23 protein-coding genes are annotated in these 22526 nt (G+C 77.2%); 16 read left to right on the top strand and 7 right to left on the bottom strand.

Going from position 1 to position 22526, the window contains the following annotated elements; genetic code table 11:
• Positions 1-92: 92 nt before the first annotated feature.
• Positions 93-1613 (top strand): FAD-dependent oxidoreductase, encoded by a 1521-nt coding sequence (locus tag PHK61_RS03325; protein ID WP_274279536.1) that lies wholly within the window; start codon positions 93-95, stop codon positions 1611-1613.
• Between the two features lie 125 nt (positions 1614-1738).
• Positions 1739-2062: a hypothetical protein gene (locus tag PHK61_RS03320; protein ID WP_274279535.1), complete on the top strand. Its 324-nt coding sequence runs from the start codon at positions 1739-1741 to the stop codon at positions 2060-2062.
• Between the two features lie 6 nt (positions 2063-2068).
• Here PHK61_RS03320 and PHK61_RS03315 read toward each other — a convergent pair whose 3' ends face one another.
• Together PHK61_RS03315 and PHK61_RS03310 are read right to left on the bottom strand one after the other, a co-directional pair.
• On the bottom strand, positions 2069-2737 hold the full coding sequence (locus tag PHK61_RS03315) for a TVP38/TMEM64 family protein (protein WP_274279534.1): 669 nt from the start codon (positions 2735-2737) through the stop codon (positions 2069-2071).
• A 50-nt stretch (positions 2738-2787) separates the two neighbouring features.
• Positions 2788-3378 carry a putative glycolipid-binding domain-containing protein gene (locus PHK61_RS03310; protein WP_274279533.1) on the bottom strand — a complete coding sequence of 197 codons (591 nt, stop codon included), beginning with the start codon at positions 3376-3378 and terminating at the stop codon, positions 2788-2790.
• 125 nt (positions 3379-3503) lie between these two features.
• Here PHK61_RS03310 and PHK61_RS03305 point away from each other — a divergent pair, with 125 nt between their 5' ends.
• From PHK61_RS03305 to PHK61_RS03285, 5 genes are read left to right on the top strand one after another with little or no spacing between them, the layout of a single operon-like run.
• A complete protein-coding gene (locus PHK61_RS03305; protein WP_274279532.1) occupies positions 3504-4973 on the top strand; it encodes a DUF7847 domain-containing protein in 1470 nt (489 codons plus the stop codon).
• Between the two features lie 10 nt (positions 4974-4983).
• Entirely contained in the window at positions 4984-5649 is a 666-nt protein-coding gene (locus PHK61_RS03300) for a DUF4129 domain-containing protein (RefSeq protein ID WP_274279531.1), read from the top strand.
• A complete protein-coding gene (locus tag PHK61_RS03295) occupies positions 5646-6842 on the top strand; it encodes a DUF4350 domain-containing protein (protein ID WP_274279530.1) in 1197 nt (398 codons plus the stop codon). Before PHK61_RS03300 ends, PHK61_RS03295 begins: the two co-directional genes overlap by 4 nt.
• A 46-nt stretch (positions 6843-6888) precedes the next feature.
• The gene (locus PHK61_RS03290; protein WP_274279712.1) at positions 6889-7863 is read left to right on the top strand and encodes an AAA family ATPase; all 975 of its coding nucleotides are present in this window, start codon (positions 6889-6891) and stop codon (positions 7861-7863) included.
• 3 nt (positions 7864-7866) lie between these two features.
• Positions 7867-9174, top strand: a complete 1308-nt coding sequence (locus tag PHK61_RS03285) for a DUF58 domain-containing protein (protein ID WP_274279529.1) — start codon at positions 7867-7869, stop codon at positions 9172-9174.
• 1 nt (position 9175) lies between these two features.
• Here PHK61_RS03285 and PHK61_RS03280 read toward each other — a convergent pair whose 3' ends face one another.
• The 4 genes from PHK61_RS03280 to PHK61_RS03265 are packed head-to-tail and all read right to left on the bottom strand — an operon-like array spanning position 9176 to position 12052.
• The gene (locus tag PHK61_RS03280) at positions 9176-10006 is read right to left on the bottom strand and encodes a class I SAM-dependent methyltransferase (protein WP_274279528.1); all 831 of its coding nucleotides are present in this window, start codon (positions 10004-10006) and stop codon (positions 9176-9178) included.
• A gap of 42 nt (positions 10007-10048) precedes the next feature.
• The gene (locus tag PHK61_RS03275) at positions 10049-10477 is read right to left on the bottom strand and encodes a VOC family protein (RefSeq protein ID WP_274279527.1); all 429 of its coding nucleotides are present in this window, start codon (positions 10475-10477) and stop codon (positions 10049-10051) included.
• Positions 10474-11040 (bottom strand): helix-turn-helix domain-containing protein, encoded by a 567-nt coding sequence (locus tag PHK61_RS03270; RefSeq protein WP_337993913.1) that lies wholly within the window; start codon positions 11038-11040, stop codon positions 10474-10476. Before PHK61_RS03270 ends, PHK61_RS03275 begins: the two co-directional genes overlap by 4 nt.
• Before the next feature lie 4 nt (positions 11041-11044).
• The gene (locus PHK61_RS03265) at positions 11045-12052 is read right to left on the bottom strand and encodes a stage II sporulation protein M (protein ID WP_274279526.1); all 1008 of its coding nucleotides are present in this window, start codon (positions 12050-12052) and stop codon (positions 11045-11047) included.
• A 49-nt stretch (positions 12053-12101) separates the two neighbouring features.
• On the opposite strand from PHK61_RS03265, the gene PHK61_RS03260 reads away from it, so the two are divergent.
• The 5 genes from PHK61_RS03260 (at position 12102) to PHK61_RS03240 (ending at position 17330) form a co-directional block, all read left to right on the top strand.
• Complete coding sequence (locus PHK61_RS03260; protein WP_274279525.1) at positions 12102-13100, top strand: RDD family protein; 999 nt, start codon at positions 12102-12104, stop codon at positions 13098-13100.
• A gap of 107 nt (positions 13101-13207) precedes the next feature.
• On the top strand, positions 13208-13624 hold the full coding sequence (locus tag PHK61_RS03255) for a hypothetical protein (protein WP_274279524.1): 417 nt from the start codon (positions 13208-13210) through the stop codon (positions 13622-13624).
• Positions 13621-15513, top strand: coding sequence for a cytochrome c oxidase assembly protein (locus PHK61_RS03250; RefSeq protein WP_274279523.1), 1893 nt, complete (start codon positions 13621-13623; stop codon positions 15511-15513). The genes PHK61_RS03255 and PHK61_RS03250 overlap by 4 nt, the downstream gene beginning before the upstream one ends.
• A 64-nt stretch (positions 15514-15577) precedes the next feature.
• Complete coding sequence (locus tag PHK61_RS03245; RefSeq protein ID WP_274279522.1) at positions 15578-16789, top strand: MFS transporter; 1212 nt, start codon at positions 15578-15580, stop codon at positions 16787-16789.
• A gap of 4 nt (positions 16790-16793) precedes the next feature.
• Complete coding sequence (locus tag PHK61_RS03240; protein WP_274279521.1) at positions 16794-17330, top strand: GNAT family N-acetyltransferase; 537 nt, start codon at positions 16794-16796, stop codon at positions 17328-17330.
• A 9-nt stretch (positions 17331-17339) separates the two neighbouring features.
• Here PHK61_RS03240 and ilvA read toward each other — a convergent pair whose 3' ends face one another.
• Positions 17340-18614: a threonine ammonia-lyase IlvA gene (gene ilvA, locus PHK61_RS03235; RefSeq protein WP_274279520.1), complete on the bottom strand. Its 1275-nt coding sequence runs from the start codon at positions 18612-18614 to the stop codon at positions 17340-17342.
• A gap of 153 nt (positions 18615-18767) precedes the next feature.
• Between ilvA and PHK61_RS03230 the strand changes: the two genes are divergently transcribed.
• From PHK61_RS03230 to PHK61_RS03215, 4 genes are all read left to right on the top strand, one after another.
• Complete coding sequence (locus PHK61_RS03230; protein ID WP_274279711.1) at positions 18768-19895, top strand: sensor histidine kinase; 1128 nt, start codon at positions 18768-18770, stop codon at positions 19893-19895.
• Positions 19892-20563 carry a response regulator gene (locus tag PHK61_RS03225; RefSeq protein WP_274279519.1) on the top strand — a complete coding sequence of 224 codons (672 nt, stop codon included), beginning with the start codon at positions 19892-19894 and terminating at the stop codon, positions 20561-20563. Before PHK61_RS03230 ends, PHK61_RS03225 begins: the two co-directional genes overlap by 4 nt.
• Before the next feature lie 94 nt (positions 20564-20657).
• Complete coding sequence (locus PHK61_RS03220) at positions 20658-22112, top strand: multicopper oxidase family protein (protein ID WP_274279518.1); 1455 nt, start codon at positions 20658-20660, stop codon at positions 22110-22112.
• Complete coding sequence (locus PHK61_RS03215; RefSeq protein ID WP_274279517.1) at positions 22105-22503, top strand: hypothetical protein; 399 nt, start codon at positions 22105-22107, stop codon at positions 22501-22503. The genes PHK61_RS03220 and PHK61_RS03215 overlap by 8 nt, the downstream gene beginning before the upstream one ends.
• Positions 22504-22526 lie beyond the last annotated feature (23 nt).

Genomic DNA, 22526 nt, shown 5'->3' with positions numbered 1-22526 from the left:
CCGTCGTCGGGACCTTAACGACTAGTGAGGTGGACTCTACGAGCACCGCGCTCATCCGGAACAGTGCGACCCGCGCGGTTAGGGTCGCGCTCGTGTCCGCCTCCCGCCACCTCCACCAGCACGTCCCTCCCCGCCCCGACCTCCCGCAGCGTGTCGGGCCGGACGCCACGGCGGTGGTCGTCGGCGGCGGCATCGCCGGGGTGAGCGCCGCGCTCGTGCTCGCCGAGCGGGGCGTGCAGGTCGAGCTGCTCGAGGCGGCGCCGCACCTGGGCGGGCGCCTGGGCACCTGGGACCGGCGGCTGTCCGACGGCAGCGAGGTGGTGGTCGAGCACGGCTACCACGGATTCTTCCGGCAGTACTACACGCTGCGCGACGTCCTGCGCCGCCTCGACCCCGACCTCGGCTTCCTGCGCGACGTCGGCGGCTACCCGATCGCGAGCCGCCCGTCGGTGGGCTGGGAGTCCGAGGACTTCACCGCGCTGCCCCGCACGCCGCTGCTCAACCTCGTCGCGCTCGTGCTGCGCAGCCCCAGCTTCAAGCTGCGCGAGCTGCGCCACGTCGACCCCGACGAGGCGCTCGCGATGCTGCGCTACGACCCCGTGCGCACCTACGCCGAGCACGACCACCGCACCGCCGCGGAGCTCCTCGACGGCCTGGGCTTCTCCGACCGCGGGCGCGCGATGCTCTTCGAGGTCTTCGCGCACTCGTTCTTCAACGTCGAGCAGCGCTACTCGGCGGCCGAGTTCCTGGCCATGTGCCACTTCTACTTCACCGCCAACCCCGAGGGCCTGGGCATGGACGCCCCGGTCGAGGACTACCGCACGGCGCTGTGGGAGCCGTTCACCCGCCTGCTGGAGAAGCACGGGGCGGGCGTCACGACCGGCGCGCGGGCGGTGTCGCTCCGTCCCGACGGCGCGCGGGGCTGGGCGGTCGACGTCGAGCACGAGCCCGCCCGCCACGCCCGCCACCTCGTGGTGGCCACCGACGTGCCCGCCACCCGGGACCTCGTCGCCGCCTCGCCCGAGCTGGTCGCGGCCGCGCCGGGCCTCGCGCGGCGGATCTCCGCCCTGCCCAGCGGCGAGCCCTACGTCGTGGCGCGCCTGTTCTGCGAGGGCGACGTCGACCCGGGCCGGGCGGTGTTCACCGGCGTCACCCGCGAGCGCGTCCTCGATTCGGTGACGCTGTTCCACCGCCTCGAGGGCGGGTCGGCGCGCTGGGCGGGTCCCGGGCGCTCGGTGCTGGAGCTGCACTCCTACGCCTGCCCGCCCGGGGTGTCGGTCGACGAGCTGGTGGCGATGATGCGCGAGGAGCTCGCGGCCCTGTGGCCCGAGGCCGCCGACCTGCGCGTGCTCGACGCCGAGTCCTACTGCTACACCAACGCGCCGGGCTTCGACCCCGGCTACCACCTGGTGCGCCCCGGCGTCCTCACCGACGCGCGCGGGCTGCGCCTGGCCGGGGACTGGGTGGCGTGCGACGTGCCGTCCGCGCTGATGGAGCGGGCCGCGGTCACGGCGGTCACCGCCGCCAACGACGTCCTGCGCGAGGAGGGCGTCGCGCCCGAACCGATGCGCTCGATCCGCCCGCGCGGGATCCTGGCTCCCCGGTCCTCGTGAGCGATGTTCGGGGCGATAGCCCCGAAGATCGCTCACATGGGGCGAGGACGGCGACGGGGGCGGCGACGCGATACCGTCTGCGCGCCGCCGGCGGAGGACCGGCGGGGGAGCCGGGAGGACCTGCAGTGGCGAACCGACGGACGGCCGGGCGCACGGCGGCTCTGGTGGGCGTGCTGCTCGCCGCGGGCGTGGCCCTGAGCGCCTGCGTGTTCCCCGCCGAGCCCGCCCCGGGGTCGCCGTCGAGCCCGAACGACTACTCGACCGAGGGCTTCCCGCCGCCCGGTCCCGCGCCCCAGCCCGGCGTCATCACGCCCGACCCGCTGGCCCCGATCGCGCCGTCGAACGAGCCGCGCCCCGAGGAGGGCCCGCGGCCGACCGAGGGCCCGCGGACCAGCGTGGGCGAGGCGCCCCAGCCGCCCACCGAGCCCGCGCCGCCGCCCGGGAGCTGACGGCCCTCAGGCCTCGTCGGGATCCACCGGCTCGACGGGTGTGCGCGCGCAGAGGGTGACGCCGAGGACCCCGAGCGTGCCGCTGACCGCGAAGACGGCCAGCAGGCCCGGGGACAGCGAGCCGGTCACCGCGTCGCCGAAGAGCACGACCGCCGCGGTCCCGGGCACCAGCCCGATCGCCGTGCCGACCAGGTAGTGCCGCCACCACACGCTCGTCACCCCGAACGTGTAGTTCAGCGGGGCGAACGGGATGAACGGCACGAAGCGCGCCGAGATCACCGCGAGCAGGCCCCGCGAGCTCAGCCGTTCCTCGAGCATGCGCACCCGCCCCGGCCCGAGACGGCGCACCGCGCGGCCCCCGAGGCGCCGCGAGATCGCGAACCCCGCCGCGGCCGAGACGACGCTCGCGACGAGGCACAGACCCACGCCCAGCCACGGGCCGAACAGCAGCCCGGCGGACAGCGAGAACGCGGTGCGCGGCACCGGCGTCGTCGTCACCAGGGTGTGGACCAGCAGGAACGTCACCGGGGCCCACGTCCCCAGCGCCGCGACGCGGTCGCGCACCTCGAGCGGCGCGGGCACCGGGACGGTGAGGGCGACGGCCACCAGCGCGAGCAGCACGGCGGCCAGCAGGAACCACCGGGCGGGGCCGGAGGGGAGACGCAGCGGGGCCACGATCCAGCGCGCTCCTGTCGTCCTGCTGCGGGTGTCCCGGTCGACGGTACTCAGGCCACCCGCGTGAACAGGCCCTGATACGCGATGACCATCCCCACCGGGTCGACGGTGACGCCGAACTCGCCGTAGGTCGGGTCGGCGTAGGTGTAGGTCGCGAGCCCGCGGGCGTCGTCGGGGCCCCGCCGGTAGACCTGGCGCACGCGGTGCACGGCGAGCGAGGGCACGTCGAGCCAGGCCACGTCGATGGCCGCCTCGCCGCCGACCGGGAGGTCGAGGCGGCGGACGGGCAGCGTGTTCGTCAGCGGCGAGGCCGAGACGTCGATGTCGGTGCAGCCCCGCAGGTCGGGCCAGGGGCGGCCGTCGAGGGACCACTCGCCGCGCGGGTCGACCTCGAGGGTGACCCGCTCGAGCCCGTCGTCGGCGAGCACCTCCACGAACACCGTGCGGGTCAGCCAGGACCGGTCGGCGATCACCGAGTACCGCAGCGACCACGCCCCCGCGTCGTCGCGCATGACCGCCGAGCCGTCGAGCAGGTGGGCGCCGTCGCGGTGCGTCGCGTCCGGGGTGTAGTCGGAGAGGGCGCCGTGCGCCAGGCCGTCGGAGATGTCGAGCCGTCGCCACATCGCGGAGTGCAGGGCCACCGGAGGATCGTGGCAGACACACGGTGGCGGTCGTTCACGCGTGCCGTGCGCGCACGCGTGGCACGATCACCGCGTCATCGGTCCGGCGCGGGGAGTCACCGGCGCAGAGAGGGGAGCGTGCCCTGGTGAGTGGTCCGTCGTCGTCCGACCCGACGCCCGAGTCGTCGGGCTCCAGCTCGTCCGGCTCGTCCAGCGGCAACGGTGAGAACGGCGAGCCGACCCCGCCGCACGGCACGCCCGGCCCGTCCTCGGTCCCGGCCTGGGATCCGGGAGGTGGCGGCGACCAGCCGACCGCTGCGGGGCCGCCCGGCGGCGAGCAGCCCGGCCCGGGCCAGCAGCCCGGCCCGGGCCAGCAGCCCGGCTACGGCGGGGCGGGCTACGGGCAGCAACCGGGCTACGGGCAGCAACCGGGGTACGGGCAGCAGCCCGGGTACGGCGCCCCCGGTGGCCAGCCGGGCTACGGCCAGCCCGGGTACGGGCAGCAGGCCGGCTACGGACAGCAACCCGGGTACGGCGCCCCCGGTGGCCAGCCGGGCTACGGCCAGCCCGGCTACGGCCAGCCCGGCTACGGCCAGCCCGGCTACGGCCAGCCCGGCTACGGTCAGCCCGCCGGTCAGCCGGGGTTCGGTCAGCCGGGCGGCGGTATGCCGCCCCGCGCGCCGAAGCCCGGGATCGTGCCGCTGCGCCCGCTGGGGCTCGGCGAGATCCTCGACGGCGCGCTCGGCTACATCCGCGCGCACCCGAAGATCGTGCTGGGCTGGTCGGCGGTCGTGGCCGTGATCAGCACGCTGGCCCAGCTCGTGCTGACGCTGCTGGTCCCGAACGCGACGCCGACGCCGCTGGGTGGCTCGCCCGACCTCTCCCGGGTCACCGGGCAGATCGCCGGCACGGGCGCGTCGTCGCTCGGCGGCGGGATCGTCACCCTCGTCGCGACGTCGGTGCTCACCGGCATCCTCATGGTGGTCATCAGCCGCTCGGTGCTCGGCGCCCCGGTCGACGCGGGAGAGACCTGGCGCGCCGCGCAGCCCCGCATCCTGGGCGTCATCGGGCTCTCGCTGCTCATCGCCCTGATCGCGATCGGCATCCTGCTCGTGGGCGCGATCCCGGGGCTCCTGCTCCTGCTCGTCGACCCCACGCTCGGCTGGGTCGTCATCGGCATCGGCGTGCTCGCCGCCCTCGTGGTCCTGATCTGGGTCGGGGTCTCGCTCTCCCTGGCCGCGCCCGCCTACGTCCTCGAGGGCGTCGGTGTCACCGAGGCGCTGCGCCGGTCGTGGTTCCTCGTCAAGGGGCGGTGGTGGCCGGTGCTCGGCATCCAGCTGCTCGGGGCGATCATCGCCGCCTTCGTGGCCTTCGTGATCACGATCCCGTTCTCGATCGTGGGCGGCGTCGCCGCGTTCAGTGCGGGCGGCGGCCTGTCGGGCGCCTCGGGGATGCCGCTCGGGGTGCTGCTCGCGACGGCGCTGGGGTCGATCATCGCGAGCACGCTCACGACGCCGTTCCAGGCCGGGGTCACCGGCCTGCTCTACGTCGACCAGCGCATGCGCCGCGAGGGCTTCGACATCGAGCTGCAGCGGGCCGCGGTCGGGCCCCGCTGATGAGTCGCTGATGGCTCCGGTGGGGCCCGCGGTGCCGGGGCCCGGGGCGCCGGCGCCCGGGGCCGTGCCGATCGACATCGGCGCCGACCCCGCCCGCGAGCTGGCCCGCGAGGAGCTCTCCGGACGCGTCTACCAGGAGGCGGCGCCCGATCCGGTGCAGGAGCTGCTGCGGTGGATCACGCGGCGCCTGGAGGATCTGCTGCGCGCCGCCTCCGGGATCTCGCCCGGCGGCGGGTGGGGGCTGCTCGTGCTCCTGGTGCTGCTCGTGGTCGTGGTCGTCGTCGTGCGCCGGCGGTTCGGGCGGATCGCGCGGACGGCGGCGGCTCGGGCCCCGGTGCTGGGCGACAGCGAGCGGAGCGCCGACGAGCACCGCCGCCTCGCCGACGGGCACGCGACGGCCGGCGCGTTCGACGACGCGGTCCGCGAGCGCATGCGCGCGATCGTCCGGTCGCTCGAGGAGCGCACGATCCTCGAGCCCCGGCAGGGCCGCACCGCCGGCGACGCCGCGCGCGAGGGCGGGCGCGCGCTGCCCGCCGTCGCCGACGACCTGCTCGAGGCCGCCCGCCGGTTCGACGAGACGGTGTACGGGGGGCGCGGTGCCGATGCCGCCGCCGACGCCCGCCTGCGCGAGATCGACGCCGCCGTGACCGCCACCCGCGCGGTGGGCGCCGCGTGATCACCGGGGACCTCGCGCGCGGCGACGCAGCGAACGGCGCGTTCGCGGCGAGGGCCCGGCGCTGGCGCGGGCCGGTGCTGATCGTCGCGCTGGTGCTCGGCGCCGCGCTCCTGGTCGCGGTGCTCACCGCCGCCCCGCGCGTCGGCGACCTCAGCCCCGAGGGCGCCTCGCCCGACGGCGCGCGGGCGCTGGCCCGGCTGCTCGAGGACCAGGGGGTGCGGGTCCGGGCGGTCGACGACCTCGACCCGGCCACCGCCGCACCCGGCCGCACGGTGTTCGTCGCCTTCCCCGAGCGCATGAGCACGCGCCAGCGCGACGCCCTCGCCGCGTCGGGGGCCGACGTCGTGCTCGTGCGCCCCGACGAGCGCTCCCTGGCCGCGCTGGCCCCCGGCGTGCGCACCGAGCTCATCGAGCTGCCCGAGCCCACCGAGCCGGCGTGCGCCCTGCCCGCCGCCGTGCGCGCCGGGCCCGTCGACCTCGCGGGCGCGGCCTACGGCGTCGACCCGGCGGTCCCCGCTGCCGTGCGCTGCTACCCCACGGACGGGCCGACCGGGGCGGCCTCGCTGGTCGGCGTGCCCGAGCGCGGGCGCACGGTGACGGTGGTGGGCGACGCGACCCCGTTCACCAACGACGCCCTCGACGAACGGGGCAACGCCGCGCTCGCGCTCAACCTGCTCGGCGCGCACCCCGAGATGCTCTGGTACCTGCCGGTCCCGCCGCCCGCGGAGCCCGGCCAGGAGCGCAGCACCTCCGAGCTCCTGCCGGCCGGGTGGATCTGGGGTCCGCTGCAGCTGCTCGTCGCCGGGATCGCGGTCGCCCTGTGGCGGGGCCGGCGGCTCGGGCCCGTCGTGACCGAGGACCTGCCCGTCGTCGTGCCCGCCGGGGAGACCGTGCGCGGCCGCGCCCGGCTCTACCGCCGCGCCGGGGCCCGCGACCGTGCCGCCGCGGCGCTGCGGGCCGAGGCGGTCCGCGAGCTCGCCGCCCGTCTCGGGGTGCCGCGCGGCGGCGGGACCGCGGCCGTGGTGGACGCCGTCACCGCCCGCACCGGGAGGCCGCCGGCCGACGTCGCGGCCCTGCTCGAGGGTCCGGTCCCGCCCGACGACCCGGCGCTGGTCGCGCTCGCCGGCGACCTCGACGGGCTGCGCCGCGCCGTGCGGGACACGGCCGCCGACTCCTCCGGGGGGTCCGCGTGATCGGATGGCCGACGTGACCAGCAGCGAGGACACCGACACGACGGTCGTGGCGACCGACACCGCGGTCGGCGGCGACGAGGCCCGCGAGGCCCTGCTCGCCCTGCGCCGCGAGGTCGCCAAGGCCGTCGTCGGCCACGACGCGGCCGTCACGGGCCTGGTCATCGCGCTGCTGAGCCGCCGTCACGTGCTCCTCGAGGGCGTCCCCGGCGTCGCGAAGACGCTGCTGGTCCGGGCCGTGGCCGCGGCCCTGTCGCTCGAGGACCGCCGGGTGCAGTTCACCCCCGACCTCATGCCCGGCGACGTCACGGGCTCGCTGGTCTACGACTCGCGCAGCGCCGAGTTCTCGTTCCGCCCCGGCCCGGTGTTCACCAACCTGCTGCTCGCCGACGAGATCAACCGCACCCCGCCGAAGACCCAGGCCTCGCTGCTGGAGGCCATGGAGGAGTTCCAGGTCTCGGTGGACGGCGTGCCGCGCCCGCTGCCCGACCCGTTCGTCGTCGCGGCGACCCAGAACCCCGTCGAGTACGAGGGCACCTACCCGCTGCCCGAGGCGCAGCTCGACCGGTTCCTGCTCAAGCTGGTGCTGCCCCTGCCGCCCCGCGACGACGAGATCCGCATGCTGGGCCGGCACGCCGAGGGCTTCGACCCCCGCGACCTCGCCGGCGCGGGCGTCCGCCCCGTGGCCGGGCCCGAGCACCTGCGCGCCGCGCGGGCGGCGGTGTCCCGGGTGACCGTGCGGCCCGAGCTGCTCGCCTACGTCGTCGACCTGTGCCGCGCGACCCGGTCGTCGCCGTCGCTGCGCCTCGGGGTCTCTCCGCGCGGGGCGACGGCGCTGCTGCTCGCCGCCCGGTGCTGGGCGTGGCTGTCGGGGCGCGAGTACGTCACGCCCGACGACGTGCAGGCCCTCGCCCTGCCGGTGCTGCGCCACCGGGTCGCCGTGCGCGCCGAGGCCGAGCTCGAGGGCGTGACCGCCGACGGCGTGGTGTCCGGGGTGCTCGCCGCCGTGCCGGTCCCGCGCTGAACCATGGCGGTCACCGGGCGCCTCGCGCTGCTCGTCGCGCTGGGCGCGCTGGTCGTCGGCCTGCTCTGGCCGTCGGGGACCGGGGTGCTCGTCGTGTCCGGCGTGCTCGCCCTCGCGGCGATCGCCGACGCGCTGGCCGCGGTGCCGGTGGGGACCCTGCGCCTCGACCGCGAGCAGGACCCCGACGGCGTGACCAGCGTGCGCCTCGGCGAGTCGGTCCAGGTCGCGCTGCGTGTCGCGAACCCGGCGCGGCGCCGCGCGGTCGTGCTGCTGCGCGACGCCTGGGAGCCCTCGGCCGGTGCGACGCCCGCACGGCACCGGCTGGTCGTGCCGGCGGGGGAGCGGCGCCGGGTCGTCTCCACCCTGGCCCCGACCCGGCGCGGCGACCGCGACGCCGTGCGGGTCACCCTGCGCTCGCTCGGACCGCTCGGGCTCGGCGCCCGCCAGGGCCGGCGGGTCGTGCCGGCGCGGGTGCGCGTGCTCCCGGGCTTCGGCTCGCGCCGCCACCTGCCCTCGCGGCTGGCCCGGCTGCGCGAGCTCGACGGGCGCCGCGCGATCCAGGTGCGGGGGCAGGGCACCGAGTTCGACTCGCTGCGCGAGTACGTCGCGGGCGACGACGTCCGCTCGATCGACTGGCGGGCCTCGGCGCGCTCGCACGACCTCGTCGTCCGGACCTGGCGCCCCGAGCGTGACCGCCACGTGCTCGTCGTCATCGACACCGGGCGCAGCGCCGCGGGGCGGGTCGGTGACGCGCCCCGGCTGGATGCGGCGCTCGACACCGCCCTGCTGCTCGCCGCCCTGGCCTCGCGCGGCGGCGACCGCGTCGACCTGCTCGCCCTCGACCGCGAGGTGCGCGCGTCCGTGCTGGGCGCGACGCAGCGCGACCTGCTGCCCGCGCTGGTCACCGCGATGGCGCCGCTCGAGCCGCGCCTGGTCGAGACCGACATGCGCCTGCTCGCCGCCGCGGCCCTCGCGCGCGCCGGGCGGCGCAGCCTGGTCGTCCTGGTCACCGGACTGGAGGAGGCGGCGGTGACCGAGGGCCTCGACCCGGTCCTGGGCGCGCTGCTGCGCCGGCACACCCTGCTGCTGGCCGCGGTCGCCGACCCGGAGCTCGCGACGATGGCCGCCGGGCGCGGCGACGCCGAGGCCGTGTATACCGCCGCCGCGGCCGGCACCGCCCGCGACGCCCGCCGCCGCACCGCCGAGCGCCTGGCCCGCCGCGGGGTGGAGATCGTCGACGCGGCGCCCGACGACCTGCCCCCGGCCGTCGCCGACCGCTATCTGGCGCTCAAGGCGGCGGGCCGGCTCTGAGTCACGCCTGCGCCCACAGCAGCCAGCACTTCGCCGTGAACCGGATCTCGCCCTCGGAGCGGAACTCGTCGAACGCGGGCCGGACGTGCTCGAGGACCTGCGCGCGGGTCGCCGCGTCCCGCCCGGCCAGCGCGCGGCCCACCGGTCCCATGGTGCCGACGTAGTCGTCGAGGTCGCGCTCCGCGAACCCGCACGGGAGGTCGACCGGGTCGGCGGTCGCCGTCGCCCAGCCCGCGGCGCGCAGCAGGCCCAGGGTCCGGTCGGGGTCGGCGAGGGCGAACGGACCGGGGGCGTCGGGCACCCACGGCGGCACCTCGAGCAGGGGCGGGGCGGCCTCCCCGGCGCGCGTCATGAACGGGTTCTCCCGCGGCGTGCGCCAGACGACCGCGCGCAGGGCACCGCCGGGGCGGGTGGCGGCGCGCAGGTTCGCGAACGCCGCCACCGGGTCGTCGAAGAACATCACCCCGAACCGCGACGCGATCACGTCCGCGCCGCCCGGGGCGAACGGGTGGCGCCCGGCGTCGGCCACGAGGAACTCGACCGCGCCGTCCCCGGCCCGTCGGCGGGCGAGCTCGATCATCGGCTCGGAGAGGTCGACCCCGACGCAGCGCGCCGACGGGCCGAGCCGCCGCGCGAGCGCCAGGGTCGTCGCGCCGGTCCCGCACCCCACGTCGAGGACCGTCGGCGACGAGCCCCCCGCCGCGGCCGCCACCCGGCCGACGAGCAGCTCCTCCACCGGGGCGTACGTCGCGTCGAGGAGGGGCTGGAGGCGCACCCAGGCGTCGCCGCCGGTGCCGTTCCAGGCCGCGGTCTGCTCCGCCTGTGCGTCCACGACCCCAGAGGTTGCCAGCTCGGCGGGGCCGGCCGAAGCCGCTCAGCCGAAGTCGGCCGGGCTGAACTCCCGGGGCTCCACGAGGACCAGCCAGTTGCCGGAGTTGTCGCGCATGACGGCCTCGATGCCGTAGGGCCGCTCGGAGGGCTCCTGGGTGAACTCGACGCCGAGCTCGGTGAGGCGCTCGTACTCGCCGCGGCAGTCGTCGGTGGTGAGCCCGAAGCCGCCCATGCTGCCGCTCGCGAGCGCGCGGCGGACGGCGCCGGCCATCTCCTCGTTGAGCGGCGGGCCCGGGACCATCAGCGTCACCTCGAGCTCCGGCTGCCGCGGGTGCTTGACGGTCACCCAGCGGAAGCCCTCGCCCATGCTGACGTCGGTGCCCTCCACGAACCCCATCACGTCGCAGTAGAACTTCTTCGCGTCGTCCTGGTCGGTGACGTACAGCGTGAACAGCGAGATGTTGGTGATCATGCGGAGGATTGTCCCGGCGGGCGGGCCCCCACCGGCTTCTCCGGAATTGCGCGGTCGCGGTCGGAGTCGATGGACCGGCTCCGCTCCGCTGCGCGGTCGGAGTCGACGGACCGGCTCCGCTCCGCTGCGCGGTCGGAGTCGACGGACCGGCTCCGCTCCGCTGCGCGGTCGGAGAGCCCGTGCATCATCACGAAGCACCCCGGGATGCGCGGCGGGCCCGTCGCCGCCCAGCGCGCCTGGTACTCCGACGGGCTGCAGCCCACGAGGCGGCGGAAGCGCGTCGAGAACGACCCGAGGCCCGAGTAGCCGACGAGCCAGCACACCTCGGTGACCGTGAGGTTGGTGGCGCGCAGCAGGTCCTGCGCGCGCTCCACGCGGCGCTCGGTGAGGTAGGCGTGCGGGGTGAGGCCGTAGGTGCGGGCGAAGCAGCGCAGGAAGTGGTACTTGGACAAGCCCGCGGTCGCGGCGAGGGCGTCGAGGTCGAGCGGGTCGGCGTAGTGGCGGTCGATCCGGTCGCGGGCGCGGCGCAGCCCGACGAGCAGGTCGTCGTGGACGGTGCCCATCGGTTCAGCCCGCGGCTGGGAGGACGGCGCCGCGCCGATCGGCGGCGAGGTCGGCGAGCGACGGCGCGGTGGCCCCGTGGCGCCGCACGAGGGCCGCACCCCAGAGCACGTAGGCGACGAAGCCCAGCTCGGCGAGCACCCCGATGCCGATGCGGGCCGCGGTCGGCAGCCCCGAGGGTGTCACGAACGCCTCGATGACGCCCGAGATCGCCAGCAGCACCGCCACGCCGAGCGCCATGCCGACCGTGGTGCGTCCCTGGCGGGCCAGCGACTCGGAGCGCGGGAGCGGCCCCGGATCGATCCACGCCCACCCGAGCCGCATCCCCGCCCCGGCCGCGACGAACAGCGCGGTGAGCTCGAGCAGGCCGTGGGGGGTGATCAGCCCGAAGAACAGGTCGGCGCGGCCGTTGGCGGCGAGGATGCCGCCGGAGACCCCGATGTTGACGACGTTCTGGAGCATCACCCAGAGCACCGGGAGGATCAGCACGCCCGAGACGAGGCAGATGGCGGCGATCCAGGCGTTGTTGGTCCACACCCGGGCGGCGAACGACGACGCCGGGTCGGAGCTGTAGTAGGACGCGAAGTCCTCCTCGACCAGCCGCCGGGTCTCCTCCGGGGGCAGCAGCGCGGCCTGGACGTCGGGGGAGCGGGCGACCCACACCCCGACCGCCACCATGACCACCGACGACACCGCCAGCGTCGTCAGCCACCACCGCCACGAGGCGGCCAGCGCCACCGCGAACCCGACCGTGGCGAACCGGGTGAGGTCCCGCCACGACGCCGTCGTCGACCCGGTGATCGCCGTGCGGGCCCGCGCGACCAGCGTCGACAGCCGGGCGACCAGCGCCGGGTCGGGCGAGGTGGAGCGCACGACCGAGAGGTGGGTGGCCGTGCGCTCGTAGAGCGCCACCGCCTCGTCGACCTCCGCGCCCGTCCACCGGCGGCGGTCGAGCAGGTCCGCGAGGCGGTCCCACGCGGGCCGGTGCGCGGCCACGTAGGCGTCGACGTCCACGACCGCGATCCTCCCACCGGCCCCCGACGGGCGCTGGCACGATGGCGCCGTGGACCGGGTGGTGATCGGCGAGGCCGTCGAGCTGGACGTGCGCACCGCCCGCCTGCCCAGCCGGGCGCTGGCGATCGGCCTCGACATCCTGATCATGCTCGTGCTGCTGCTCGGCGTGCTGCTGGTGGTCGAGCTGGCCGGCTCCGAGGTCGACGACGCGCTGGCCGCCGCCGCGGGCCTCGCGATCGTCGTCGGGGTGTTCGTGGGCTACCCGCTGCTCTGGGAGACGCTGACCCGCGGCCGGTCGCCCGGGAAGTACGCGATGGGCCTGCGGGTGGTCCGCACCGACGGCGGCCCGATCGTCTTCCGCCACGCGCTGGCCCGCGCGCTCGCCGGGTTCATCGTCGACTTCGGGCTGCTCTCGTTCTTCACCGGCGTGATCGGCATCGTCGTGTCGGCGAGCACGGCCCGCGGCCAGCGGGTCGGCGACCTGCTGGCCGGCACCGTGGTCGTCCGCGAACGCCTCCCGCGCACGGGGCTGCCCGGCCTCCCGCCGCCGGATCCCCGTCTCGCCGGCTGGGCGCAGCGCTGCGAGCTCGCCGACCTCCCCGACGACCTCGCCCTCGCCGCCCGCCAGTTCCTCGTGCGCGCCGCCCAGCTCGCCCCGCCGATGCGCGCCCAGCTCGGCGGGCGGCTCGCCGCCGACGTCGCCGCCCGCGTCGCGCCGCCCCCGCCGCCCGGCACCCCGCCCGAGGCCTACCTGCTCGCCGTGCTGGGCGAGCGCCGGCGCCGCGAGACCGAGCGGCTGGGCGGGTCGCCGTGGGCCGGGGCTCCGGCTCCCGTCCCCCCGCCCTCGTCCGGCGCACCGGTGAACGGCCCGGCCCCGCCCTCCGCACCGGCCCCGCCCTCCGGACCGGCCCCGGCGCCGACGTCGCCCTGGTCCGGCGCGGCGGCGGGCGCTTCGCCCGCGTCGCGGTGGGCCCCGGGCGCCCCGCCGGGGTCGTCGGCGCCGCCGGGCTCGGCGGGACCGTCCTCGGGCTTCGCGCCGCCGGGCTGAGGGCCCGGCGCCGAACACTCCGGACGCCGCCGCACTTTCCGGACACCGACCACCCGCGGCGGCACCCCGGGGCCGGGGACACGGCGCGCTCTTGCCACGATCGGAGCGTGCCCCCGGAACCCGACGCGACGACGGCCGCCGAGCGCCGGCGCCCCGGGATCGTCGTCGCGGCGCCCGTGCTGGGCGTGATGGCGCTGGTCAGCGCGTGGACGGGGTGGGGCGGACTGGCGCTGGGGCTGGTCGCGGTGGCCGTGGCCCTGGTCGCCGTCGCACGCCTGCGCGGCCGGGACGGCTCCCGCCGGGGGCCGCTCACGGGGCTCGCCCTGGGACTCGTCGCCGTCGCGATCGCGGTGGCCGTCGAGTGGAGCACCCTCGCCGGCGCCGTCACCTACCTCGAGACCGGCGGCGTGCGCACGCTCGACGAGTGCATGCGCCAGGCGCAGAACGAGAAGGAACAGCACGTCTGCAAGTCCCAACACCTCGACGAGTACCGCGCCCGCTACCCGAGCGAGATCGACCCGTGAGACGCGGCGCCGCCCTCGCCGCGGGCGTGGGCCTGGTCGCCGCGGCCGTCGCGGTGCTGGTCCGCGGCCCGGTCGGCTATCCCGACCTCGGCCTCGCCGACCCGGGCGTCCTGGTCCGCGTGCTCGTGCCGGTGCTGCGCACGGTCGTCGACCTCGCCGGCGCCGCGACCGTCGGCGGCCTGCTGGTGGCGCTGGTCGTCGCCACGCCGGCGGTCGGCACCACCGCGTTCAGCCCGACCGGGCGCCGCGCCCTGGCCATCGCCCGGTGGGCGGGCTGGGTCGGGGCGGCGGGCGCGGCGCTGTCGGTGCCCGCGTCGCTGGCCGACTCGCTGGGCGGGCACGTCCCGCTCGGCCCGGATCTCGTCACGACCATGCTCGCGCGCGGCGAGCCGGTCGGCTGGCTGGTCGCCGCCGTGCTGGGCGTCGCGACGGCGGTGGCGGCCGGCGAGGTCCGGTGCTGGAGCGGCGGCGCCGGGGTGCTCGCGCTCGCGGTGGCCACGGTGCTGGTGCCGGTGGCCACCGGGCACGCCGCCGACGGCGTGGGCCGCGACCTCGCCCTGTCGAGCACCGCGTTCCACGTCGTGGCCGCCGCGGTGTGGCTCGGCACGCTCGGGGTGCTGGTGGTCGTGCGGGGCGGTGCTCGCGAGTGGTGGCGCGCCGCGCGGATCGGCACGGCCGCCGGCATCGTCACCGTCGCCTCGGGGGCCCTGGCCGCGATCGTCGCCCTGAGCGGTCCGGGCGGACCCGGCGCGGGCCTCGACTGGACGGTCCTCGTGCTGCTCGGCGCCGCCCTGTCCCTCGTGGCCGGCGGGGTGCTGTGGCGCCGCCGCACCGGGCGGGTGGCGTGGCCGGTGGAGCTGGCGGTGCTCGCCGCCGTGGTGGGCCTGTCGGCGGTCGCCACCCGGGCGGTGCCGCCGGTGCAGGCGCCGGGCGCGACGAGCACCCCGACCGCGCTCCTCGGCTACGGGCTGGCGGCGCCGCCGACGCCGGCGGTGCTCGCGACCTCCTGGCGCCCCGAGCTCACGACGCTGACCCTGGCCGTCGTCCTCGCCGCGCTGTACGCCGCCGGGCTGCGCCGGCTGGCCCGCGAGGGGGCGCGCTGGCCGCGGGGGCGCGCGGTGGCGTGGTTCGCGGGCTGCGCGCTGCTCGTCGTCGCGACCTCGTCGGGGCTGGGGCGCTACGGGCCGGCGGTGCTCAGCGTCCACATCGCGGGACACATGCTCGTCGCCACCGCCGTCCCGCTGCTCTGGGCGCTCGGCGCGCCGGTCGTCCTGGCCCGGCGCACGCTGCCCGAGGGCTCGCGGGAAGGACCCGCGGAGTGGCTCGAGCACCTGCTCGCCGCGCCGACGCCGCGCCGGGCGAGCCACCCCGCCGTGGCGCTGGTGCTGGTCGTCGGGTCGCCGGCGCTGCTCTACCTCACCCCCGTGTTCGCGCTGACCCAGCCGCTGGGCTGGCTGCAGCCGCTGATGACCCTGTGGTTCCTGCTGGTCGGGGTGCTGTTCCTCGGCCCGCTGGTCGCCGGGCCGCCGGACGGGCCGGGCCTGCCCCCGATCGCCCGGCTGACGTTTCTCCTCGCCTCCATGCCGGTGCACGCGCTCGTCGGGCTGGCCCTGCTCGCGGCCGACCACCCGGTGTCGCGCACCCCGGTGCTCCCGGCGGACGGGGGGAGCGGGCAGGTCTTCGTCGACGACTTCTTCGTGCGCCTGCGCCTGCCGTGGGCGCCGGACCTGCTCGCCGACCAGCACCTCGCCGGTGCCCTGGCCTGGCTGCTGGGCGACCTGCCGCTGCTCGGCGCGGTGATCGCGGTGCTCGTCGCCTGGTCGCACCACGCCCGCGCCGAGGACGCCGACCGGCGCGCCGACCTCCTCGTGGGACTGACGTCACGCTGACCGTTCTCACGATGTGGGACGGTTTTCCTGCAACGTGGGCGCGGGAGGCGTAGAACAGGGAGCCGTGCCATCCCGCCGACGCTGGGCCGTCCTCGCCGCGGGCGTCGCCGCGCAGACGGCCGCGTCCGCCGTGGTGTACGGCGTCCCGTTCCTCGTGCCGAGCCTGCGCGACGAGCGCGGCCTCTCGCTCGCCGCGGTCGGGATCGTCGTGGCCGCCCCGACGCTGGGGCTGCTGATGGCGCTGATCGCCTGGGGCGCGGTGGTCGACCGGGTCGGCGAGCGCCTGCCGATGGCCGTCGGGCTCGGCGCCTGCGGCGTCGTCACCGGGGCGCTCGCGCTCCTCGCGCCGCCGTCGCTCGCGGCCACCGTCGGGCTGCTCGTGCTCGCGGGCGTCGGCGCCGCCTCGGTGAACGCCGCCAGCGGACGCCTGATCATGGGCTGGTTCGACGTCGACGAGCGCGGCCTGGCGATGGGGATCCGCCAGACCGCGCAGCCGCTCGGGGTGGCCGCGGCCGGGCTGGTGCTGCCGACGCTCGCGGCGCGCGAGGGCCCGCTGCCCGCCCTCGGCGGGCCGGCGCTCGCCTGCCTCGTGTGCGCCGTGGTCGTGGTGCTCGTCGCCGCCGACCCGCCGCGGGTGTCGCGCGCGCCGGGGGAGGCCCCGCCGGCCTCGCCCTACCGCACCGCGGTGCTGCCCCGCGTCCACGCGGCGAGCGCGCTGCTCGTGCTGCCGCAGTTCGCGGTGTCGGCGTTCTCGCTCGAGTACCTGGTGCGCGAGCAGGGCTGGTCGCCGGGCGCCGCCGGCGTGTTCGTCGCGTCCGCCCAGATCGCGGGCGCGGGCGGGCGCATCGCGAGCGGCTGGTGGTCCGACCGCGTGGGCTCGCGCCTGCGCCCGATGCGCCAGCTCGCGGTGGCCAGCGCCGCGGTGCTGCTCGTGTTCGCGGCCGGCGACCTCACCCTCGGGCTGATCGCGGTCGCCGGGATCGCCGCCGGCTCGGTGATCACCGTCGCCGACAACGGCCTCGCGTTCACCGCGACCGCCGAGATCGCCGGGCACGGGTGGTCGGGGCGCGCGCTCGGCGTGCAGAACACCACCCAGAACATCGTCGCCACCGCCGCCCCACCGGCGCTGGGCGCGCTGATCGGCGTCTCGAGCTACGCGGTCGGCTTCGCCGTCGCCGCGCTCGCCCCGCTCGCGGCGATCGCCGTCACGCCCGTCGCGTCGGAACCCGGGCCGGAGCGCGTCGCCGCCGCCCGCGCGGCCGTCGGCCAGGACTGATCGCGTGCAGACTGATCTCGTGCGCTGGACCATCCGCCGTGCGGTCGAGGCCGACGCCGACCGGATCGGCGAGATCACCGTCGCCGGCTGGCGGCACACCTACCGCGGCATCGTCGCCGACGAGCGCCTCGACGCCCTCGACGCGGCCGAGATCGCCGAGGTGCGCCGCACCGCGATCGCCGCGCCCGAGCCGATGGCGGTGTTCGTCGCGGACGACGCGCAGGGCCGGGTGCGGGGCTACTGCACCGTCGGCCCGTCGCGCGACCCCGAGCTCGCCGGGGACACCGTCGAGGTCAGCGGCGTGCTGTACACGCTCTACCTGGACCCCGAGGTGATCGGTACCGGCGCCGGCGGCGCGCTGCACGACGCCGGCGTCGCGCACCTCGCGGCGGCGGGCTTCGCCCGCGCGACGCTGTGGGTCTACACCGCGAACACCGGCGCCCAGGCGTTCTACGCCCACCGCGGCTGGCACGTCGACGGCGAGCCGTACCAGGGGCCCGGGTGGTCGGCGCCCGCCACGCGCTGGGCCCTCGACCTCTAGACGGGTCCCTCAGACGAGGAACCGGAACGCCGGCGAGCCGGGCTCCAGCGCCTCGATCTCCAGCGGCGAGCGCGCCATCCGCTCGAGGAGGGGCTCGAGGTCGTCGCGCGCGCCGATCTCCACGCCGACGAGCGCGGGCCCCGACTCGCGGTTGTCCTTCTTGACGTACTCGAAGCGGGTGATGTCGTCGTCGGGCCCGAGCACCTCGTCGAGGAAGCGGCGCAGGGCCCCGGGCTCCTGGGGGAAGTCGACGAGGAAGTAGTGCTTGAGGCCCTGGAAGCGCAGCGAGCGCTCGATCACCTCGGCGTACCGGGAGACGTCGTTGTTGCCGCCGGAGAGGACGACGACCACCGTCTCGCCCGGCACGAGGTCCACGCCCGGCCCGTCGGGACGGATCGCGGCGCCGGCCAGCGCGCCCGCGGGCTCGGCGATGATGCCGTCGGACTGGTAGAGCGCGAGCATCTCGGTGCACACCAGGCCCTCGTCGACGGCGACGAGCTCGGCGCCCGACCGGCGGATCAGCGGGTAGGTCACCGCGCCGGCCTTGCGCACCGCGGCGCCGTCGACGAAGCGGTCGAAGCCGTGCTCGTCGAGCACCACCGGGCTGCCGGCGTGCAGGGCGGCGGCGACGTTGCGCGCGCCGGCGGGCTCGACCCCGATCACGCGGGTGCGCGGGTGGGTGGCCTGCAGCCAGGTGGCGGTGCCGGCGAGCAGGCCGCCGCCGCCGACCGGCACGACGATCGTGTCGGGCGCCTCGCCGAGCTGGTCGACGATCTCGGCCACGACCGTCGCCTGGCCCGCCACCGTGCGGGTGTCGTCGAAGGCCGGGACGAGCGTCGCGCCGGTGTCCTCGGACCACCGCGTCGCCGAGGCCGAGGACTCGTCGTAGGTGTCGCCGTCGACCACCAGGTCGATCATGTCGCCGCCGAGCGCGACGATCCGCTCGCGCTTCTGGCGCGGCGTGGTCGACGGGATGACGACGCGGCCGGGGACGCGGTGCGCCGCGCAGGCGAACGCGAAGCCCTGGGCGTGGTTGCCCGCGCTCGCGCACACCACGCCGGCCGCGCGGGCCTCGTCGTCGAGCTGGCTGATGAGGTTGTAGGCGCCGCGCAGCTTGTAGGAGCGCCCGACCTGGAGGTCCTCGCGCTTGAACCACACCTGGGTGCCCGTGGCGCCGGACAGGCGCGGGTTGCGCTGCAGCGGGGTCCGCTCGGCAATGCCGCCCAGACGCTCCGACGCCTCGAGCACCTGCTTCTCGAAGGTCGTACCGCCGTCGCGCGCCATGGGTGTCCCGCTCCTCGTCGTCCGGGGGTGATCCCGCGATGGTAGGTGCCCCCGAGGCCGGGCACCGGCGCGACCCCGACGGATCCCCGGGTCGCGTACGTCCCGACGCTGACGACAGCGCCCCCGGCGGCCCCTAGCGTCGCCGGGGTGAGGATGGATGTCCGATCGTGGCGACCGGCCGGCACCGACGTGGCGCTGGCCGCCGCGCTCGGCGCCTTCTGCGTCGCGGGCACCGCGCTCGCCGCGACCCCGACCGACCGGCCGTGGTGGCCCGGCGGCGCCCTGCTGATCGCCGCCGCGGCCCTCGTGCTCGCCGGGCGGCGCCGCGCCCCGCTGGTGGTGCTCGCGCTGACCCTGGCCTCGGTCGCGCCGTACTACTGGCTCGCCTACCCCGACGGCCCGGCGTCACTGATGGTCGCCGTGGCGATGTACACGGTCGCGACCCGCCTGAGCTGGCCCCGCTCGCTCGGCGTCGGCGTGCTGCTCTTCGTGGTCTGGGTCGGGCTCGAGCGCGTCATCGACGGCCGCCCGGTGGCGAGCGCCCCCGAGCACGTCATGTGGATCGTGGTGACGGTCGCGATCGGCGTCGCGGTCGGCGGCCTGCGGCGGGCCCAGACCGCGGCGGTCGAGCAGGCGCAGGAGCAGGCGCGGCGCCGCGTCGAGCAGGAGCGGCTGCGGGTGGCCCGCGAGGTGCACGACGTCGTCTCGCACAGCCTGGCGATGATCGCGGTGCAGGCCGGCGTCGGCGCGCACGTCGCCGACCGCCGGCCCGAGCAGGCCGTGGCGGCACTCCTGGAGATCAAGCAGGCCAGCAGCGCCGCCCTCGCCGAGCTGCGCAACGTCCTCGGCGTGCTCCGCGACGCCGAGCCCGCCGGCACCCCGGGCCTGCACCGCCTCGACGAGGTCGTGCGCGTCGCGGGCCTCGCCGGGGTGGACGTCGAGGTGCGGGGGAGCCCCGAGGTCGTCGGGCGCCCCGCCCCGGCCGTCGACGGCGCGGCGTTCCGCATCGTGCGCGAGGCGGTCACGAACGCGGTGCGCCACGCGCGCCGGGGGCACCGGGTCGTGGTCGAGCTCGCTCCGTCCGCCGACGAGCTGCGCGTGCGGGTGGCCGACGACGGCGGCCCGACCGACGCGCTGACCCCGGGCCACGGGCTGCGCGGGCTGGACGAGCACGCCGCCGCCGTCGGCGGGCGCTGCGCGGTGACCGCGACGCCCGTGGGCGTCGTCGTCGAGGCGTGGCTGCCGGTCGGCGGGGCGCGGACGCCGGTCGGCGCGCCGTGATCCGGGTCGCCCTGGCCGACGACCAGCAGCTCGTCCGCGCGGGCCTGCGCGTGCTGCTCGAGACCGAGGACGGCTTCGGCGTCGTCGGCGAGGCGGCGGACGGGGCCGCGGCCGTGGCGCTCGTGCGCGAGAACCGCCCCGACGTGGTCGTGATGGACGTGCGCATGCCCGGCGTCGACGGGCTCACCGCGCTGGAGACGATCGTCGCCGACCCGGCGCTCGCGGGGACGGCGGTGCTCGTGCTCACGACCTTCGACCTCGACGAGTACGTCTACCGCGCCCTGCGCGCCGGGGCGGCGGGCTTCCTGCTCAAGGACGCCGAGCCCGCCGACCTCGTCCGGGCGATCGCGCTCGTGGCCCGCGGCGACGCGCTCCTCGCCCCGGCCGTGACCCGCCGCCTCATCGCCGAGTTCGCCGCCCGCCCGCAGCCGCTGGTGAGCGCGACGCACCTCGACGTCCTCACCCGCCGCGAGCGCGAGGTGCTCGCGCTCGTCGGCGCCGGGCTGACCAACGACGAGATCGCCGCGCGCCTCGTCATCAGCGCCGCGACCGCCCGCACCCACGTGGGCCGGCTGCTCACCAAGCTCGACGCGCGCGACCGGGCGGCCCTCGTGGTGATCGCCTACGAGTCGGGGGTCGTCGTCCCGCGCGCGGCCGCGTCCCGCTGACCGCGTCCCGGGGTCGCTACGCCCGGGCGCGTACGCCGCGGACACGTCGTGACGCCGACGCCCCGGCACCCTCCGGCTCGCGACGCTGCGTGCCGTGCCCCTCTCCCGCCGCCGCTTCCTCGGTGCCACGCTCGCCGCCGGCGCCGTCGTCGGACTGGCCGCGACGGGCTGCGCGTCCGGTGCCCCGCCGGTGGTCCGCCGGCCCGCGCAGCGCCCGCTCGCGATCCCGCCGCTCGCGCCGGTGCGGCGCGAGGCCGGGCACGTCGTCGTCGACCTCACCGCCGCGCCCGGCGAGAGCGCGTTCCTCGACGGCCCGACCACGCCGACCTGGGGCTACGGCGGCCTCGCGTTCGGCGGCCCGACGATCCGGGCCCGGCGCGGCGACGAGGTCACCGTGCGCGTGACCAACCGCCTGCCCGAGACCACGACGACCCACTGGCACGGCATGACCCTGCCGGCCGCCGTGGACGGCGGTCCGCACCAGCCGATCGCGCCCGGCGCGAGCTGGGAGGCGTCCTGGCGCATCGACCAGCCCGCCGCCACGCTCTGGTACCACCCGCACCCGCACGGGGCGACCGAACGGCACGTGCACCGCGGGCTCGCCGGGCTCTTCCTCGTCGACGACGACGTCCCGGTCGACCTGCCCGACCGCTACGGCGTCGACGACGTGCCCGTCGTGCTGACCGACCGCAGCTTCGCCCCGGACGGGAGCTTCGACACCGCGCACCGCAACGCGGTCGGGCTGCTCGGCGACACGGTGCTGGTCAACGGGACGGTCGCGCCGTACCTCGACGTGCGCACCACCCGCGTCCGCCTGCGGGTGCTCAACGCGTCGCCGGCGCGCAGCTACCGGGTGTCCGCGGGCGACCCGGTCACCCTCGTCGGCACGGACGGCGGCCTGCTCCCGTCGCCGCGCGTGGTGCCCGACGTCCTGCTCACCCCGGGGGAGCGGGCCGAGATCGTCGTCGAGTGCGCGCCGGGCCGCCGGACGGTGCTGCGCTCGCTGCCCGACGACCTCGGCGCCGTCAACGGGATCGCGGCCGCGGCCGGTGGGCACGACACCCTCGACCTGCTCGAACTGCGCCCCGCCGACCGGCTGGAGTCCTCGCCCGCGGTGCCGGCGGTGCTGTCGCGCGAGGCGCCGCTCGCGGAGTCCGCCGCGCTGCGCACCCGCCGCTTCGACCTGTCCGGCAACCGGATCAACGGGCTGGCGATGGACGTGCGCCGCGTCGACGAGGTGCTCGAGACCGGCGCGACCGAGGTCTGGGAGCTCACCAACCGGCACACGCTGCCGCACAACGTCCACGTGCACGACGCCCGGCTGCAGGTGCTGTCGCCGGGGGAGCGGGCGTGGAAGGACACCGTCGCGGTCCCGCCCGGGCGCACCGTCCGGGTGCTCGTGCGCGTCGGTCCGTACGCCGACCCGGAGGTGCCGTACATGATCCACTGCCACATGCTGCGTCACGAGGACGACGGCATGATGCTCCAGTTCCTCGTCCTCGCGCCGGGGCAGCGCCCCGGGACGGTCACGGGCCACGACCATGGTTGAGGCGCTGGCGGTCGGCGCCTTCCGGGTGGTCGCGGTGCTGCACGCGGCGATGACCGTCGCCCAGGCGTTCGCCGCCGGCGCGCTGCTGCAGGCGTCGGCGGCGGGGCTGGTCGTGCACCAGGCCGTCGGCGGCACCCTGCTGCTCGTGGCGATGCTCCAGGTCCCGCTCGCGGTGCTGGCCTGGCGCCCGGGGCGACTGTCGCCCTGGCCGATCGCGGTGTCGGCGGCGCTCGTGGTCGCGGAGGTCGCGCAGGTGGCGATCGGCTACACCGGCGTCCTCGCCGCGCACGTCCCGCTCGGCGTGGCGATCGTCGCGACGGCCGTGGCCCTGGCGTGGTGGGCCGTGCGCGCGCGGCCCGTGATCGTCCCGGGTGCTCCGCGAGCCCGCTGACATCGGGCGGCCCGAGCACCGGG

Source organism: Actinomycetospora lutea, assembly GCF_028737205.1.
GTDB lineage: Bacteria > Actinomycetota > Actinomycetes > Mycobacteriales > Pseudonocardiaceae > Actinomycetospora > Actinomycetospora lutea.
Note: the sequence above shows the minus strand (reverse complement) of the source record. Positions and strands in the feature narration are given on the sequence as shown.

Excerpts from the sequence above, each read along its gene's own strand:
- PHK61_RS03300 (WP_274279531.1), top strand. The coding sequence starts at position 4,984 with ATGGCTCCGGTGGGGCCCGCGGTGCCGGGGCCCGGGGCGCCGGCGCCC.
- PHK61_RS03230 (WP_274279711.1), top strand. The coding sequence starts at position 18,768 with ATGGATGTCCGATCGTGGCGACCGGCCGGCACCGACGTGGCGCTGGCC.
- ilvA (WP_274279520.1), bottom strand. The coding sequence starts at position 18,614 with ATGGCGCGCGACGGCGGTACGACCTTCGAGAAGCAGGTGCTCGAGGCG.
- PHK61_RS03275 (WP_274279527.1), bottom strand. The coding sequence starts at position 10,477 with ATGATCACCAACATCTCGCTGTTCACGCTGTACGTCACCGACCAGGAC.
- PHK61_RS03270 (WP_337993913.1), bottom strand. The coding sequence starts at position 11,040 with ATGGGCACCGTCCACGACGACCTGCTCGTCGGGCTGCGCCGCGCCCGC.
- PHK61_RS03285 (WP_274279529.1), top strand. The coding sequence starts at position 7,867 with ATGGCGGTCACCGGGCGCCTCGCGCTGCTCGTCGCGCTGGGCGCGCTG.
- PHK61_RS03215 (WP_274279517.1), top strand. The coding sequence starts at position 22,105 with ATGGTTGAGGCGCTGGCGGTCGGCGCCTTCCGGGTGGTCGCGGTGCTG.